Origin of the sequence: Mycobacterium farcinogenes (genome assembly GCF_019739075.1) — a bacterium.
Classification (GTDB): domain Bacteria; phylum Actinomycetota; class Actinomycetes; order Mycobacteriales; family Mycobacteriaceae; genus Mycobacterium; species Mycobacterium senegalense.
In genome coordinates this window covers 2,803,805-2,817,891 of sequence record NZ_CP081673.1, presented here as the reverse complement: position 1 = coordinate 2,817,891, position 14,087 = coordinate 2,803,805, and the positions used below count along the sequence as shown (strand labels likewise).

12 protein-coding genes are annotated in these 14,087 nt (G+C 68.1%); 3 read left to right on the top strand and 9 right to left on the bottom strand.

Features of this window, described 5'->3' with window-relative positions:
• The first annotated feature begins 4 nt into the window (after positions 1-4).
• Positions 5-436 carry a D-aminoacyl-tRNA deacylase gene (gene dtd, locus K6L26_RS13320; RefSeq protein WP_064895703.1) on the top strand — a complete coding sequence of 144 codons (432 nt, stop codon included), beginning with the start codon at positions 5-7 and terminating at the stop codon, positions 434-436.
• A gap of 31 nt (positions 437-467) precedes the next feature.
• Positions 468-884, top strand: coding sequence for a DoxX family protein (locus tag K6L26_RS13315; RefSeq protein WP_019348333.1), 417 nt, complete (start codon positions 468-470; stop codon positions 882-884).
• Here K6L26_RS13315 and K6L26_RS13310 read toward each other — a convergent pair.
• The 7 genes from K6L26_RS13310 to K6L26_RS13280 all read right to left on the bottom strand — a co-directional run bounded on the left by K6L26_RS13310 (position 881) and on the right by K6L26_RS13280 (position 11,462).
• Positions 881-1,738 carry a TIGR03619 family F420-dependent LLM class oxidoreductase gene (locus K6L26_RS13310; protein WP_221853241.1) on the bottom strand — a complete coding sequence of 286 codons (858 nt, stop codon included), beginning with the start codon at positions 1,736-1,738 and terminating at the stop codon, positions 881-883. The two genes, K6L26_RS13315 and K6L26_RS13310, sit on opposite strands and share 4 nt — an antisense overlap.
• Positions 1,735-2,364 carry a PaaI family thioesterase gene (locus K6L26_RS13305; RefSeq protein ID WP_019348335.1) on the bottom strand — a complete coding sequence of 210 codons (630 nt, stop codon included), beginning with the start codon at positions 2,362-2,364 and terminating at the stop codon, positions 1,735-1,737. Before K6L26_RS13305 ends, K6L26_RS13310 begins: the two co-directional genes overlap by 4 nt.
• Positions 2,365-2,453: 89 nt before the next feature.
• Entirely contained in the window at positions 2,454-5,459 is a 3,006-nt protein-coding gene (locus K6L26_RS13300; protein WP_109749032.1) for a bifunctional [glutamine synthetase] adenylyltransferase/[glutamine synthetase]-adenylyl-L-tyrosine phosphorylase, read from the bottom strand.
• A 35-nt stretch (positions 5,460-5,494) separates the two neighbouring features.
• The gene (gene glnA / locus K6L26_RS13295) at positions 5,495-6,835 is read right to left on the bottom strand and encodes a type I glutamate--ammonia ligase (RefSeq protein ID WP_036393877.1); all 1,341 of its coding nucleotides are present in this window, start codon (positions 6,833-6,835) and stop codon (positions 5,495-5,497) included.
• A 52-nt stretch (positions 6,836-6,887) separates the two neighbouring features.
• Complete coding sequence (locus K6L26_RS13290; protein WP_064895707.1) at positions 6,888-8,399, bottom strand: alpha/beta hydrolase; 1,512 nt, start codon at positions 8,397-8,399, stop codon at positions 6,888-6,890.
• 88 nt (positions 8,400-8,487) lie between these two features.
• Positions 8,488-10,005 carry an alpha/beta hydrolase gene (locus K6L26_RS13285; RefSeq protein ID WP_019346866.1) on the bottom strand — a complete coding sequence of 506 codons (1,518 nt, stop codon included), beginning with the start codon at positions 10,003-10,005 and terminating at the stop codon, positions 8,488-8,490.
• 65 nt (positions 10,006-10,070) lie between these two features.
• Positions 10,071-11,462 carry a WS/DGAT/MGAT family O-acyltransferase gene (locus K6L26_RS13280; RefSeq protein ID WP_019346865.1) on the bottom strand — a complete coding sequence of 464 codons (1,392 nt, stop codon included), beginning with the start codon at positions 11,460-11,462 and terminating at the stop codon, positions 10,071-10,073.
• 159 nt (positions 11,463-11,621) lie between these two features.
• Between K6L26_RS13280 and panB the strand changes: the two genes are divergently transcribed.
• Positions 11,622-12,479 carry a 3-methyl-2-oxobutanoate hydroxymethyltransferase gene (gene panB, locus K6L26_RS13275; RefSeq protein WP_064895766.1) on the top strand — a complete coding sequence of 286 codons (858 nt, stop codon included), beginning with the start codon at positions 11,622-11,624 and terminating at the stop codon, positions 12,477-12,479.
• Here the strand turns inward: panB and K6L26_RS13270 are convergent.
• Together K6L26_RS13270 and K6L26_RS13265 are read right to left on the bottom strand one after the other, a co-directional pair.
• Positions 12,476-13,261 (bottom strand): enoyl-CoA hydratase/isomerase family protein, encoded by a 786-nt coding sequence (locus K6L26_RS13270; protein ID WP_064895709.1) that lies wholly within the window; start codon positions 13,259-13,261, stop codon positions 12,476-12,478. The two genes, panB and K6L26_RS13270, sit on opposite strands and share 4 nt — an antisense overlap.
• A gap of 10 nt (positions 13,262-13,271) precedes the next feature.
• Positions 13,272-13,970 carry a TetR/AcrR family transcriptional regulator gene (locus K6L26_RS13265; RefSeq protein WP_064895711.1) on the bottom strand — a complete coding sequence of 233 codons (699 nt, stop codon included), beginning with the start codon at positions 13,968-13,970 and terminating at the stop codon, positions 13,272-13,274.
• Between the last annotated feature and the right edge of the window lie 117 nt (positions 13,971-14,087).

Below are 14,087 nucleotides of genomic sequence, written 5' to 3'. Positions count from 1 at the left end.
ACCGATGCGTGTTCTGGTGCAGCGGGTGACATCTGCCAGCGTTACGGTCGACGGTGAGGTGGTGGGCGCCATCGAGCCCAGCCCGCAGGGGCTGCTGGCCCTGGTCGGCGCGACCCACGGCGATGATGCCGCCAAGGCCCGGCGGATGGCCGAAAAGTTATGGCAGTTGCGAATTCTCGACGGCGAGAAGTCCGCGTCGGACGTCGCCGCACCGATCCTGGTGATCAGTCAGTTCACCTTGTACGCCAACACCGACAAGGGGCGGCGACCGTCGTGGAATGCGGCGGCGCCCGGCCCGGTCGCCGAACCGCTGGTGGCCGAATTTGCCGAAGCGCTCAAGACATTGGGCGCGGTTGTGGAAACGGGGGTTTTCGGTGCGGATATGCAGGTGGAACTGGTCAATGACGGGCCGGTAACGGTGTTGCTGGAGCTGTGAGTTTTCTGCGAACGACGAGTATTGTCGGCACATGACGACCAATCTGGACACCCGACTGAGTTCGATCTCGCCTGCTGTCATCAGCTTGTTCCGGGTCGTGTTCGGCCTCTTGTTCACCATCCACGGGACATCCAAACTTTTTGCCTGGCCCGTTGATTCGGGCAGCGGCGCAGTGCCGGTCGGCACCTGGCCCTATTGGTATGCCGGGGTCCTGGAGCTGGTGCTCGGCCTGCTCATCATGGTGGGGCTGTTCACCCGGATCGCGGCGTTCATCGCCGCCGGCCAAATGGCGTTCGCCTACTTCACACAGCACCAGCCGAAGGGCCTGCTGCCGATCGAGAACGGCGGCGAACTCGCCGTGCTGTATTGCTTCGGCTTCCTGCTGCTCGCCGCGATCGGCGGTGGCGCGTACGCACTGGATGCCGTGCGCGCCAGGAGCAAGACCTAGTCCAGCGCGAGGTCCTCGCGGAAGCGCTTCATCCCGTCGATCTTCTCGGCCAGGGTGGCATCGGGGCCGGAGTAGAACATCCACGGCATGGTGATGATGCCCTGGATGCCACCCGCTTCCGCACGCGCATAGTGGTCACGGGTGAAGGCGTCGGTGAGCGGCGTGATGATGGTGAAATCGTCCATCGTCAAACCCTTTTCGGCACGCAGCTCGCGGAGCCGGTTCACCCTTTGCAGGGCGTCGTCGGTGGAGATCAGATCGCCGATCCAGCCGTCGTGGCGCGCCGCGCGGCGCAGTGCGATGTCGGACAGTCCACCGACGTAGACCGGGATCGGTGGCGGAGTCGGCTCCATCTCCAGACGCGGGGTGGAATAGAACTCGCCGTCGAACTCCGTCCACCCCGGCGCCCACAGCTTCTTCATCAACTCGAGCATCTCGTCGGTGCGCTTGCCGCGCCGCGCGAACTGCTGGCCCAGCAGCTCGAACTCTTCCTCGCACCAACCCACGCCGATGCCCAGTTCCAGCCGTCCGTCGGCCAGATAGGCCGCGGTGCCAATGGCTTTCGCGGCCGAGTACGGGTCGCGCATCGCCGGCAGGTAGACCGTGGTGACGAACTTGCATCGCGTGGTGACCAGCGCCAGTGCACCGATCATCACCCATGGGTCCGGCCAGTCGGTGAACGCCTCCCAGCGCCGCTTCCCGTCCTTGGTGTACGGGTACGGCGTGGACAGCGTCTCCAGGTTCACCACATGGTCAGGGATACCCATCCCGTCATAGCCGAGTTCGTCTGCGGCCCTGGCCACTTCGACGGCTTCGCGGGTGTCCATGAAGGCCAGGCTGACGTAGAACTTCATCCGGCGTCCCGGGCCCAGGCCGGGGTGATGAAGACGCCTTCGGCCTCGACGGTGATCCCGTCCGCGTCGCTGATATGGCCGCGCGCAAAGGTTTTGACGCCTTCTGTGCGATCGATGTAGGCCTCGGCGCGCAGCGGTCCCAGCGGCGTGCCACGGTTGTACCGGCAGGTGATGGTCCCGGTATAGCGCGGCTCGTTCAGTCCCCCGCTGGCCACCTCGCCGAGAATATGGTCGAGCACCAACGCACAGATGCCGCCGTGCACCCAGCCCAGCGGGCCCTCATAGGCTGCGCCGAGCACGAATTCGCTCCAGCAGCTGCCGTCCTCGGCATGCTCGATCACCAGCGGCGGGGCCAGCGCGTTGCGCAGTCCGACGACCGGGTTGGCCCACACCACCGGACGGTTGGTCTCGGCGTGCAGCATGGCGTGCGGCCCGTCGCGCTGTTCGCGGCGCAGCGAGGCGGTGACGGCCTCGACGGCGGCGGTGGCCTCGGCGATGGTCTCCGGGTCCACCTCGGTGCGCACGCCCGCGTCGACGAGTTCGCGCATCGCCCGGGCGAACGGCTCGTAGAGCGCTTCGAGCCGATCGTGCTCGGCCGCGGAGATGACGTCGAACGTGTGCTGCATCCGGACTCCCAGTGAATTGGTTATACGCCCTTATTAACACCACCCACTGCGGCGTCCTGCACGCGGGGCCCGGTTAGGCCGCCTACCGACTACTCCCCGCCGAAAATCTTGCGGACCACACTCTTGGCCCGCCGGGTCACCCGCAGGTAGTTGTCCAGGAACTCCCCGCCGTCGTCGCTGCCCCAACCGGCCGCCAGGGCAACCGCATTGAGCTGACGGCCCGGCCCCGGCAATTGATCGGTGGGCTTACCGCGCACCAACACCAGGGCGTTGCGAGCTCGCGTGGCCGTCAGCCAGGCCTCTCGCAGCAGCTCGACGTCGCTCTCGGCGACCAGTTCGGCCGCGCCGATCGCGTCGAGGGCCTGCAGTGTCGAGGTGTTGTGCAGCGCGGGCACGGTGTGGGCGTAGCGCAGCTGCAGCAGCTGCACGGTCCACTCGATGTCGGCCAGCCCGCCGCGCCCCAGCTTGGTGTGGGTGTTGGGATCGGCACCGCGCGGCAGGCGTTCGGCGTCGACCCGCGCCTTGATGCGGCGGATCTCCTGGACGGCTTCGGCCGATACGCCGCCCGCGGGGTACCGGGTCTTGTCGGCCATGAGCAGAAACCGATCGCCCAGTTCCAGATCGCCGGCCACGCGGTGGGCCCGCAACAGCGCCTGGATCTCCCAGGGCTGCGCCCACTGCTCGTAGTAGGCGGCATACGAGGCCAGCGTTCGCACCAGGGGGCCGTTGCGCCCCTCGGGACGCAGCCCGGTGTCGACTTCCAGCGGCGGGTCGGCACTCGGTGTCCCCAGCAGCGCCCTGACCTGTTCGGCGATGCTCACCGACCAGCGCACGGCCGCCGAGTCTTCGACACCCGTGTTCGGCTCGCACACGAACATCACGTCAGCGTCGGAGCCGTATCCGAGTTCGCCTCCGCCGAGGCGGCCCATGCCGATCACCGCGATGCGTGCGGGCACACCGGATGCGGGTGTGTTGGCCCGGATCACGGCGTCCAGGGCGGCCTGCAGCACCGCGACCCACACCGAGGTCAGTGCCTGGCACACGTCGGTCACGTCGAGCAGGCCCAGCACGTCGGCCGAGGCGATGCGCGCCAGTTCCCGACGACGCAACGTGCGTGCCGCGGCGATACCGCGTACCGGGTCGGGATGCCGGCCGGCCGAAGCCACCAAGGCGCGGGCGACGCTGTCGGGATCGCCGTCGAGCAGTTTCGGCCCGTTGGGCCCGTCGGCGTACAGCTGGATCACCTCGGGGGCGCGCATCAGCAGTTCCGGGATGTAGGCCGAAGTTCCGAGCACCCGCATCAACCGCTTGGCCACTGCCCCCTCGTCACGCAGGGTCGACAGGTACCAGCGCTGTTCGGACAGCTCCTCACTGATCCGGCGGTAGGACAGCAGGCCGGCGTCGGGATCGGGAGTGTCCGACAGCCAGTCCAGCAGGGTCGGCAGCAGCACCTGCTGCACGGTGCCGCGCCGGCCGCTCTGGCCGGTGAGCGCGGCCAGGTGGGTCAGTGCGCTCTGCGGCCCTTCGTAACCCAGTGCGGCGAGCTGACGTTCGGCCGCCTCGGTGCTCATCCCGGCACCGATGCCGACGGCCGGCTGGCCCACCGATTCCAGCAGCGGTTGGTAGAAGAGCTTGGCGTGCAGCCGGGACACGCGCATGCTCTGGCGTTTGAGTTCCTCGCGCAGCACGCCCGCCGCGTCGTGGCGGCCGTCGGGGCGCACGTGCGCGGCGCGGGCCAGCCAGCGGTACGCCTCGTCGTCGCTGTCGTCGGGCAGCATGTGGGTGCGCTTGAGCCGCTGCAGCTGCAACCGGTGTTCGAGCAGCCGCAGGAATTCGTAGGAGGCGGTCATGTTGGCGGTGTCGTCGCGACCGATGTAGCCGCCCTCGCCCAGGGCCGCCAGCGCGTCGACAGTAGACGCCACATGCAGCGAGTCGTCGTTGCGTCCGTGCACCAACTGCAGGAGCTGGACGGCGAATTCGACGTCGCGTAGGCCGCCGGTGCCGAGTTTGAGCTCACGGGCCCGCACTCCGGCCGGGACGAGTTCCTCGACTCGCCTGCGCATGGCCTGCACCTCGGGGACGAAATCCGCACGCTCGCAGGCGTTCCACACCATGGGCATCAGAGCGTCGATGTAGCCCTTGCCGAGTTCGGCATCGCCCGCGGCCGGGCGCGCCTTGAGCAGTGCCTGGAATTCCCAGGTCTTCGCCCAGCGCTGGTAGTAGGCGATGTGGGATTCCAGGGTCCGGACCAGTTGGCCGCGTTTGCCTTCGGGGCGCAGTGCGGCATCGACCTCGAAGAAGGCTTCGCCGGCGAACTGCATCATCTCGCCCGCCACGCGGGTCGCGGTGGCCAGGTTGTCGTCACCATCACCCTCCGCGAGGGCCTCGCCCACGAAGATGACGTCGACGTCGCTGACGTAATTCAGCTCGCGCGCACCGCATTTGCCCATCGCTATGACGGCCAGCCGGGGCTCGCGGCCATCGTCACACACCACTCGGGTGGCCACGGTCAGTGCTGCGCCCAGCGCCGCGTCGGCCAGGTCGGACAGGTGTGCGGCGACCTCGACGAAGGGCAGCACGGGCTCGTTCTCGACCGTGGAAGCCACATCGAGCGCGGCCAGCACCAGCAGGTGATCTCGGTAGAGATCCCGCAGTGCCGGCACGGCACTGCTTGTGCCCCTGTCGATCTCGGCGTCGCGGGCGGCGGCGGTGAAAGTGTTGTGCAGCTCCGCGACAGCGGGGAGCGCGATGTCGCCGTCGAGCAGGCGCCACGACTGGGGGTGGGCGACGAGGTGGTCACCGAGGGCCAGGGAGGATCCGAGGATGCCGAACAGCCGGCCCCGCAGGGGCCGGTCGGTGAGCAGGCGACGGTTGAGCTCGTCCGCGTCAGCCCCGAGCGCGTCGGTCAGCCGCACCATGGCCAGCAGTGCCACGTCGGCGTCGGGTGCCCGCGACAGTGACCACAGCAGTTCGACGTGGGCGTCGGTGTTCCAGCCGAGCTGTTCGAGGTGGGCCGACGCCTGGGGATCCACCAGACCGAGCCGACCGACGCTGGGCAGTTTCGGGCGATCGGTTGCAGGCTTTGGCACGTTCACGACGGTAGCGCACGAACCTCCGACGATGTCCGCGACTAAAGCGACAGGTAGGTCTTCAGCTCATACGGGGTGACGTGGCTGCGGTAGTTCTCCCACTCCGCGCGCTTGTTGCGCAGGAAGTAGTCGAATACGTGCTCCCCCAACGCTTCCGCGACGAGCTCCGAGTTCTCCATGGCCTCCAGCGCATTGCCCAGGCTGGTCGGCAGCTCGCGGTAGCCCATGGCACGCCGCTCCTCGGGCGTCAGGCTCCAGACGTTGTCCTCGGCCTGCGGGCCCAGCACGTAGCCCTTCTCGACGCCGCGCAGACCGGCGGCCAGCAGCACCGCGAAGGTCAGGTAGGGGTTGCAGGCCGAGTCGGGGCTGCGGACCTCGACGCGCCGCGACGACGCCTTGCGCGGGGTGTACATCGGAACCCGTACCAGGGCCGAGCGGTTGGCCGCGCCCCACGAGGCCGCGGTGGGCGCCTCACCGCCGTGCACCAGCCGCTTGTAGGAGTTCACCCACTGGTTGGTGACGGCGCTGATCTCGCTGGCGTGCTCCAGGATGCCCGCGATGAAGGACTTGGCCACATCGGATAGCTGCAGCGGGTCGTCGGGGCTGTGGAAGGCGTTGGTGTCGCCCTCGAACAGGCTCATGTGGGTGTGCATGGCCGAGCCGGGATGTTCGGCGAACGGCTTGGGCATGAACGACGCGCGCACGCCGTCGGCCAGGGCGACTTCCTTGACCAGGTAGCGGAAGGTCATCACGTTGTCGGCCATGGACAGCGCGTCGGCGTAGCGCAGGTCGATCTCCTGCTGGCCGGGAGCGCCTTCGTGGTGGCTGAACTCCACCGAGATGCCCATCTGCTCCAGGGCCTCGATGGCGTGGCGGCGGAAGTTGGGGGCCGAATCGTGCACGGCCTGGTCGAAATAGCCGCTGTTGTCGGCGGGTACGGGCACCGAGCCGTCGTCGGGGCCCGGCTGCAGCAGGAAGAACTCGATCTCGGGATGCACGTAGCAGGTGAATCCCAGATCGCTGGCCTTGGCCAGCTGGCGACGCAGCACATGCCGGGAGTCGGCCCACGACGGCGAGCCGTCGGGCATCGTGATGTCGCAGAACATGCGCGCCGAGTAGTGCTTGCCGGCACTGGTGGTCCAGGGCAGCACCTGGAAGGTCGACGGGTCGGGGCGGGCGACGGTGTCGGACTCCGACACCCGGGCGAAGCCCTCGATCGAAGAGCCGTCGAAACCGATGCCCTCCTCGAAGGCGCCTTCGAGTTCGGCGGGCGCGATCGCTACCGACTTGAGGTAGCCGAGCACGTCGGTGAACCACAACCGAACGAACCGGATATCGCGTTCCTCCAGGGTGCGCAGCACGAATTCCTTCTGGCGGTCCATGAGCGCAGCGTAGGCATCGGCTGTTAATTCTGTGTTACGGGCCTGGAAGGAGTTAGCAGGAGAGGTTGCCCGGCGTCCTCTGGTGGACGAAGAAATCCAGGACCGCGGTGTCTACGCAGGCGTCCCCGTTGAACACCACGGTGTGTTGGGTGCCGGTGAAGGAGATCAGCGCAGCGCCCATTTGCCGGGCCAGGTCCACACCCGCCTGATAGGGCGTGGCCGGGTCGCCGGTGGTGGACACCACGACGACCTTGCCCGGTCCCGGACCGGTGACCGGATGCGGCGCCGACGTCGCGGGCACCGGCCACAGCGCGCAGACGTCGCGAGGCGCGTATCCGGTGAACTCGCCGTAGGCCATGAACGGCGCCGCGGCGCGCAGGCGTTGATCGGCGTCGGCCCACACGGCCGGATCGGTGGGGAACGGCGTGTCGACGCACCGGATCGCGGTGAAGGCGTCCTGCATGTTCGAGTAGTGCCCGGAATCGTCGCGGCGCCAGTAATCGTCGGCGAGCAGCAGCAGGTCGCCGGCATCGGTGCCACGCGTCAACCCCAGCAGCCCGCTGGTCAGATAGGGCCAGTACCGCGCCGAGTAGAGGGCGTTGCCGCTACCGGTGATGGCGTCGGCATAGCCCAGGCCGCGCGGGTCCGCGGTCGCCCCCGGCGTCGCCACCAACGGGTCGACGAGCCGGTGGAACCGGCTGACGAACTGGGCCGGGTCGGTGCCCAGCGGGCAGTCGGCCGATTGAGCGCAGTCCGCGGCGTAGGTCTCGAAAGCCTTTTGGAAGCCGGCGAGCTGGCGGACGTTCTTGGTGATCGGGTCCAGGCTGGGGTCGACAGCTCCGTCGAGCACCATCGTGCGCACGCGGTCCCCGAACTGTTCGGCGTACGCGCCGCCCAGTTCGGTGCCGTAGGAGAAGCCCAGATAGTTGATCTGCTCCTCCCCGAGCGCGGCCCGTACCGCATCCATATCCCTGACCGCGGAGGCAGTGCCGACATTGGCCAGGAACGGCGCGCCCATGCGGTCCAGGCACTGCTGGCCGAACTGGCGGTAGACGTCTTCGATGTGGGCGACGCCGGCCGGGCTGTAGTCGGTCAGCGATTCGCGACGGTAGGCGTCGATCTCGGCGTCGGTGCGGCAGCGCAACTGCGGGGTCGAATGCCCGACGCCGCGCGGGTCGAAGCCGACGAGGTCGAAGTGATCGGTCAGTGGTGAGCCGGCCAGCGCCGCCCCCATGCCGGCGACGGTGTTCACCGCCGAGGCGCCGGGGCCGCCCGGGTTGATGAACAACGCGCCGATGCGCTCACCGGTCGCCGGTATCCGGATCACCGCCAATTGCGGTTGTTCGCCTCCGGCGTCAGGGGAATTCCAGTCGAGCGGGACGCCGACCGTGCGGCACTGCGCCGTCGGGATCCGCTCCGGTTGGGGCACCCAATCGGAGCAGCTTCCCCATTCCGGCCCCGATTCCGGCGCAGCCTGCGCGACGGGGCAGGCCGCCGCGGACACACCGAACAGCGCCGCCGCCACTACACGTCCTGTCCTGCCCGCCCACCCCACGGCAGTCATGGTCGCACGGGGTGGCGCGCAGGGTCTGCGTCCGAGGCCGAGCGGCAATCGGCCGGAGACCATCCGGTGACCTTGGTGGCCGGGCCGGTCAACAGCGGGTGCCGGGCGGCGGCACCGTCACGTCGACGAGGTAGGTGGCGGCGATGTCGTCGATGCACTTGTTGCCCTGGAACACCACGGTGTGCTGGGTGCCCTCGAAGGTCACCAGCGTGCCGCCCAGCTGGCGGGCCAGGTCGACACCGGCCTGGTACGGCGTCGCCGGGTCGTTGGTGGTCGAGACGATCAATGTCGGGGGCAGGCCCTTGACGCTGATCTCGTGTGGCTTGCTGGTGGGCGGCACCGGCCAGAACGCACAGGTGCCCATCGGTGCGTGCCCGGTGAATTCGCCGTAGCTCATGAACGGGGCGACCTCGCGGGCCCGACGGTCCTCTTCGACCACGGTGGCGCGGTCGGTGATGGCCGGCTTGTCGACGCAGTTGACCGCGACACGCACATCGGTCGAATTGTTGTAGTGGCCCTTGGCATCTCGGCCCATGTAGAGGTCGGCCAGGGCCAGCATCACGTCACCGTTGCCGTTCTTCAGCCCGGTCAGGCCCTGGGTCAGGTGGCGCCACAGATTCGGTGAGTACAGCGGCAGGATGGTGCCCACGGTGGCGTCGCTGTAACTGAGCCCGCGCGAATCCCGGGTCTTGGCCGGGTGTTCCACCAACGGATCGACGAGGCTCTTGTACACCTCGACGGCCTTGGCCGGATCGGTACCCAGCGGGCAGTCGGGATTCTTGGTGGTGCAGTCGGTGGCGTAGTCGTCGAAGGCCTTCTGGAACGCCGCGGCCTGGCGGATGTCCTCTTCCACCGGGTCGGCATTGGGGTCGACGGCTCCGTCGAGGATCATCGCCCGGACCTTGTCCGGGAACTGCTCGGCATAGGTGGCGCCGATGCGGGTGCCGTAGGAGTAGCCCAGGTAGGTCAGCTTGTCGTCGCCCAGGGCGACCCGGATGGCATCCAAGTCCTTGGCGACGTTTTCGGTGCCGACGTTCTCCAGGAACTCTTTGCCCATCTTGTCGACGCAGCGCTGGACGAACTTCTTGGTCTCGTTCTCCAGGTGCTCGACACCCTCGGGCGTGTATTCGACCGTCGGATCGGCGCGCAGCCGGTCGTTGTCTTCGTCGGAGTTGCACCACACCGCGGGCGTCGACGATCCGACGCCGCGCGGGTCGAACCCGACGATGTCGAAGCGGTCCTTGACCGATTGCGGCAGGCCGGCCAGCAGGGAGACGGCGGAATCGACCCCCGACTCGCCGGGGCCGCCGGGATTGATCACCAGCGAGCCGATCTTCTGGCCCGCGGCCGGGAACCGGATCATGGCCAGCCGGGCGACTTCACCGTCCGGCTTGGAGTAGTCGACCGGCACCGACAACATGCCGCATTCGGCGTTGTCGGGGATCTGCACGTGATCGCCGGAACCGGCGTTGCAGGGCAGCCATTGCACCGGCGTGCCGGGCCGCGGGATCGCGATCTTGGCTTCGCCGTCGACCACCTGGGTGCAGCCCGCCGCGGCCATCGCCGTCACCGCCAGCAGCGCGCCGAACCTCATGCTGAACTTCATGGCTGACCATGCTGCCATGACGCGACATCGCCGCAGGCCGCGGCCGGTCGTGACGCGCAGGGAGGTTATCGGGTAGCGGCGAGCAGTTCGTCGAGCGCGACGTGGAAATCGTCGGCCATATCCCACAGGTCAGGCAGCAATTCCGGGCAGGACATGATGCCGACGTCGAGCATGCCGGTCAGTGACATCACCGTGATGTTCAGACCCGATCCGTGGAAGATGGGGCCGAGCGGGTACATGGCCTTGACCTCGCAGCCCAACAGGTACAGCGATTCCTGGGGACCGGGCACGTTGGAGATGACGAGGTTGTGGACGGGTTTGGCCCCGGACAGCCGACTGGCGGCGTACACCCGCATCGCCGCCCCGAACACCGCCGGTGCCGCGAACTGCGTCCAGTCCTGAAGCAGCGTCGCACTGATCGCGGAACTGTGTTGTTTGGCAACCGAATTGGACGCGGCGATGGCCAGCAGCCGCTGGGCGGGGTCGTCGATGTTGGTTTCCAGTTTGGAGAACATCCCCGAAACCTGATTGCGCCCGGGGCGATCGGAACGGTCGTGCACCGACACCGGCACCATCGCGACCAGCGAGCTTTCCGGTAGTTCGCCGCGGTCGTGCAGGAACGTCCGCAGCACTCCGGAGACCAGCGCCATCACCACATCGTTGACCTTGACACCGAAGTGGTTCTTGACGGTCTTGATGTCTTCGAGATCCAACTGGGCGAATGCGACGCTGCGCCGGCCGGTGATGTTGGTGTTGAAGGCGGTTTTCGGCGCGTTGAACGGAGCGGCCATCGCGCGGCCGTTCACGGCCCGGCGCACGGTGTCGATGACGGATGTCGCGGTGGCGGGCAGTACGTTCGCCAGTTTGAGCGGGCGGGATGCGAACTTGAGCGCCCCGCTGATCGCGATCTCGGCCCCGGAAGCGTCGCCCACGCCTGCCACCGGGTCTGGCGGCGGCGCGTCGGCTTCGGTGGTGCACAACTGCGACATCAGGTTGGCCCCGGTCACGCCGTCGACCCCGGCGTGGTGAATCTTGGTCATCAGCGCCAGCCGGCCGCCGTCGTGCGCATCGGTGCCCGCGACGTTCTCGATGATCCACATTTCCCACAGCGGGCGGGTCCGGTCCAGCGGCAGCGACGCGATGTGGCCGCAGATCTCGGACAGCTCGGCGCGTCCTCCCGGGGCTGGGAGCCCGATCCGGTGCAGGTGTCGGTTGACGTCAAAGTCCTTGTCCTCCACCCACACCGGGTGGTCGAGATTGAACCGGCTGTCGGCCAGTTTCTCGCGGAAGTGCGGCATCGCCTTGATGCGCAACGACAGTTCGTCACGCATCCGGTCGAAGGTGTAGCCGCCCGGCATGGTCGAGGTGTCCAGTTCGAGCACTGAGCACACGTGCATGGGCTGCGCGGCTGTTTCGAGATACAGGAAACTGGCGTCGAGTCCGCTGAGCCGTTGCATGCCGCTGATGTTAGGGCGCGGCGCGCGAACTGTGAGGAAATCCACTCGAACGTCGCTTTTGCCTTCATTCCCTGCGGTGGCAGACTGGCGGATGTCCGACGAACCCGGGGACCGCAAGGCGGCCTCGAGGCTTCGAACCGACCATCACAAGGGATGATGATGTCTGAACAGTCTGTTTATGGTGCTTCCGATTCGGCTGCGGAGGCCGTGGCGTCCAAGCCGCGGGCCAAGGTCCGCACGCTGACCCTGCAGAAATGGAAGTCCGAAGGTCACAAGTGGGCGATGCTCACCTGTTACGACTACTCCAGTGCGCGGGTGTTCGACGAGGCCGGGATTCCGGTGCTGCTCGTGGGCGATTCGGCGGCCAACGTCGTGTACGGCTACGACACGACCGTGCCGATCTCGATCGATGAGTTGATCCCGTTGGCCCGCGCGGTCGTCAAGGGTGCCCCGCACGCGCTGGTGGTCGCCGACCTGCCGTTCGGCAGCTACGAGTCCAGCCCGCAGCAGGCCCTCGCGACGGCCACCCGGTTCATGAAGGAGACCGGCGCGCAGGCGATCAAGCTCGAGGGCGGTGAGCGGATGGCCGATCAGATCGCGGCGCTGTCAGCCGCCGGCATCCCGGTGGTCGCCCACATCGGTTTCACCCCGCAGAGCGTGAACGGCCTGGGCGGGTTCCGGGTCCAGGGGCGCGGCGACGCCGCCGAGCAGACGATCCACGACGCGATCGCCGTGCAGGAGGCCGGAGCGATCGCGGTGGTGCTGGAAATGGTGCCCGCCGAGCTGGCCACCCAGATCACCGGCAAGCTGACGATCCCGACCGTCGGTATCGGCGCCGGCCCGAATTGCGATGCCCAGGTGCTGGTTTGGCAGGACATGGCTGGGCTCACCAGCGGCAAGACCGCCAAGTTCGTCAAGCGTTTCGGTGACGTCGGCGGCGAACTGCACCGCGCGGCAGCGCAATACGCCCACGACGTGGCGGCCGGGGTGTTCCCGGCCGAGGAGCATTCCTACTAAGCGAAGTCCGGCTTACGCTTCGCCAGGAACGCGTCGACGCCTTCGCGGCCGTCGGCGGAGTTGGCCCGCTCGGCGATGAACCGGGCTTCGGCCGCCATCTGCTCTTCGAGGCTGTTCTTGAACGAGGACACCAGCAGTGACTTGACTGCACCGTTGGATCCGCCGGAGCCTGCCGCCACCTGCTCGGCCAGTTTCGTGGCCCTGGCGTCGAGCTCGTCACCGGCGACCACTTCGGTGACCAGTCCCCAGTCCTGGGCCTCGGCGGCCGAGAGGGTGCGGTTGGTCAGGATGAGTTCTTGGGCCCGCCGGAGGCCGACCAGCCGGGGCAGGTGGTAGGACGCGCTGCCGTCCGGGCTCAGCCCGACCTTGGTGTAAGCCATGGTGAAGGAGGCCGATTCGGCTGCCAGGACCAGGTCACCGGTCACCGCGAGGCTGAATCCGGCGCCGGCCGCGGTGCCGTTGACGGCGGTGATCAGCACGGCGTTCATCCGGGCGAATGACGAGATCGCCTGGTGCAGGTCGTCGGCGACGCCCTTGATGAACTGGCCGCGGTCGGGCGCGGTGGCGAAGGATTTCAGGTCGCCGCCCGCGCAGAAGAACCGGCCCGCACCGCTGAGCACCACAGCCTTGATCCCTGGCGTGTCGCAGCGGCGGGCGGCGTCGGCCAGTTCGCGAGTCATGGTGTCGTTCATGCCGTTCGCGGCGTCCGGGCGGTTCAGGGTGATGCGCGCGACGGCGCCGGAGTGCTCGAACGAGATGGCTTCATAGGTGGGCTCGGTCACGGCCCGAACTCTAGCGGGCCGGGGTTTCGGGGCGTCGCACGCCCAGCCGGGTCGCGGTCGCGGCCACCAGCGGGCCGAAGTCGCCGTCGAATCCCAGGATTCGCAGCGCCCCCTCCCCGATCACCCAGGGTTGCTCCGGTGTGCCCTCGACATCGTCCGAGCGGCTGTTGACCACCGATTCCACCAATCGGAACGGCAGGTCAGCGGCATGGGGCGGGCCCGAGCATTCAGCGATCACCGCTACCGACAGCTTGCGATACACCTCGCGCAGCTCGGCGCGGCGGCGCCGGAACGGTTCGAACCGGTCGGTGCGCAGCTCCGGCAGCAGGTACAGGGCACCCAGGTTCCAGCGGCTGGCACACAACTGGAGTGCGTCGGCGACGGCGAGCGCGTGCAGGCGGTGCGTGGCAGGACCGGCGCCGGCGAGCAGCTCGGCGCCAAGGCGCAGGGCGTCGTCGACGGTGCCGGTCAGCAGCGCGTCGAGGATGTCGTCCTTGGTGGCGAAATGGTGATACAGGGACGCCTGCCGCACCCCCACCGCGTCGGCGATACGCCGCGTCGGGGTGCTGGCATAGCCGTGGGTGGTGAACAGCTCGGCGGCGGCATCGAGGATCTGTTCGCGGGCGGTCGTGCCCGGTCGGCGGGGCTGCTCCAGCCGCGGGCGCCCACGCCCGGCAGCGGCATTCGCCGGTGTCGTCTCAGCCGCCATGTCAGCAACCCTAAGAGACATCGACGGACATGGCCCGCAGCACCGGGGTGGTGAGGCAAGTCTTGATCCTGCTGTGACCGGACACCGGTCGTGGCCCCTGCCCGAATATGGCACGCT

What these genes read in the sequence shown, in the direction of transcription:
- glnA (WP_036393877.1), bottom strand. Translation starts at nt 6,835, where the DNA reads ATGGACCGCCAGAAGGAATTCGTGCTGCGCACCCTGGAGGAACGCGAT.
- K6L26_RS13310 (WP_221853241.1), bottom strand. Translation starts at nt 1,738, where the DNA reads ATGAAGTTCTACGTCAGCCTGGCCTTCATGGACACCCGCGAAGCCGTC.
- K6L26_RS13280 (WP_019346865.1), bottom strand. Translation starts at nt 11,462, where the DNA reads ATGCAACGGCTCAGCGGACTCGACGCCAGTTTCCTGTATCTCGAAACA.
- K6L26_RS13285 (WP_019346866.1), bottom strand. Translation starts at nt 10,005, where the DNA reads ATGAAGTTCAGCATGAGGTTCGGCGCGCTGCTGGCGGTGACGGCGATG.
- K6L26_RS13265 (WP_064895711.1), bottom strand. Translation starts at nt 13,970, where the DNA reads ATGGCGGCTGAGACGACACCGGCGAATGCCGCTGCCGGGCGTGGGCGC.
- dtd (WP_064895703.1), top strand. Translation starts at nt 5, where the DNA reads ATGCGTGTTCTGGTGCAGCGGGTGACATCTGCCAGCGTTACGGTCGAC.
- K6L26_RS13315 (WP_019348333.1), top strand. Translation starts at nt 468, where the DNA reads ATGACGACCAATCTGGACACCCGACTGAGTTCGATCTCGCCTGCTGTC.
- panB (WP_064895766.1), top strand. Translation starts at nt 11,622, where the DNA reads ATGTCTGAACAGTCTGTTTATGGTGCTTCCGATTCGGCTGCGGAGGCC.
- K6L26_RS13305 (WP_019348335.1), bottom strand. Translation starts at nt 2,364, where the DNA reads ATGCAGCACACGTTCGACGTCATCTCCGCGGCCGAGCACGATCGGCTC.
- K6L26_RS13290 (WP_064895707.1), bottom strand. Translation starts at nt 8,399, where the DNA reads ATGACTGCCGTGGGGTGGGCGGGCAGGACAGGACGTGTAGTGGCGGCG.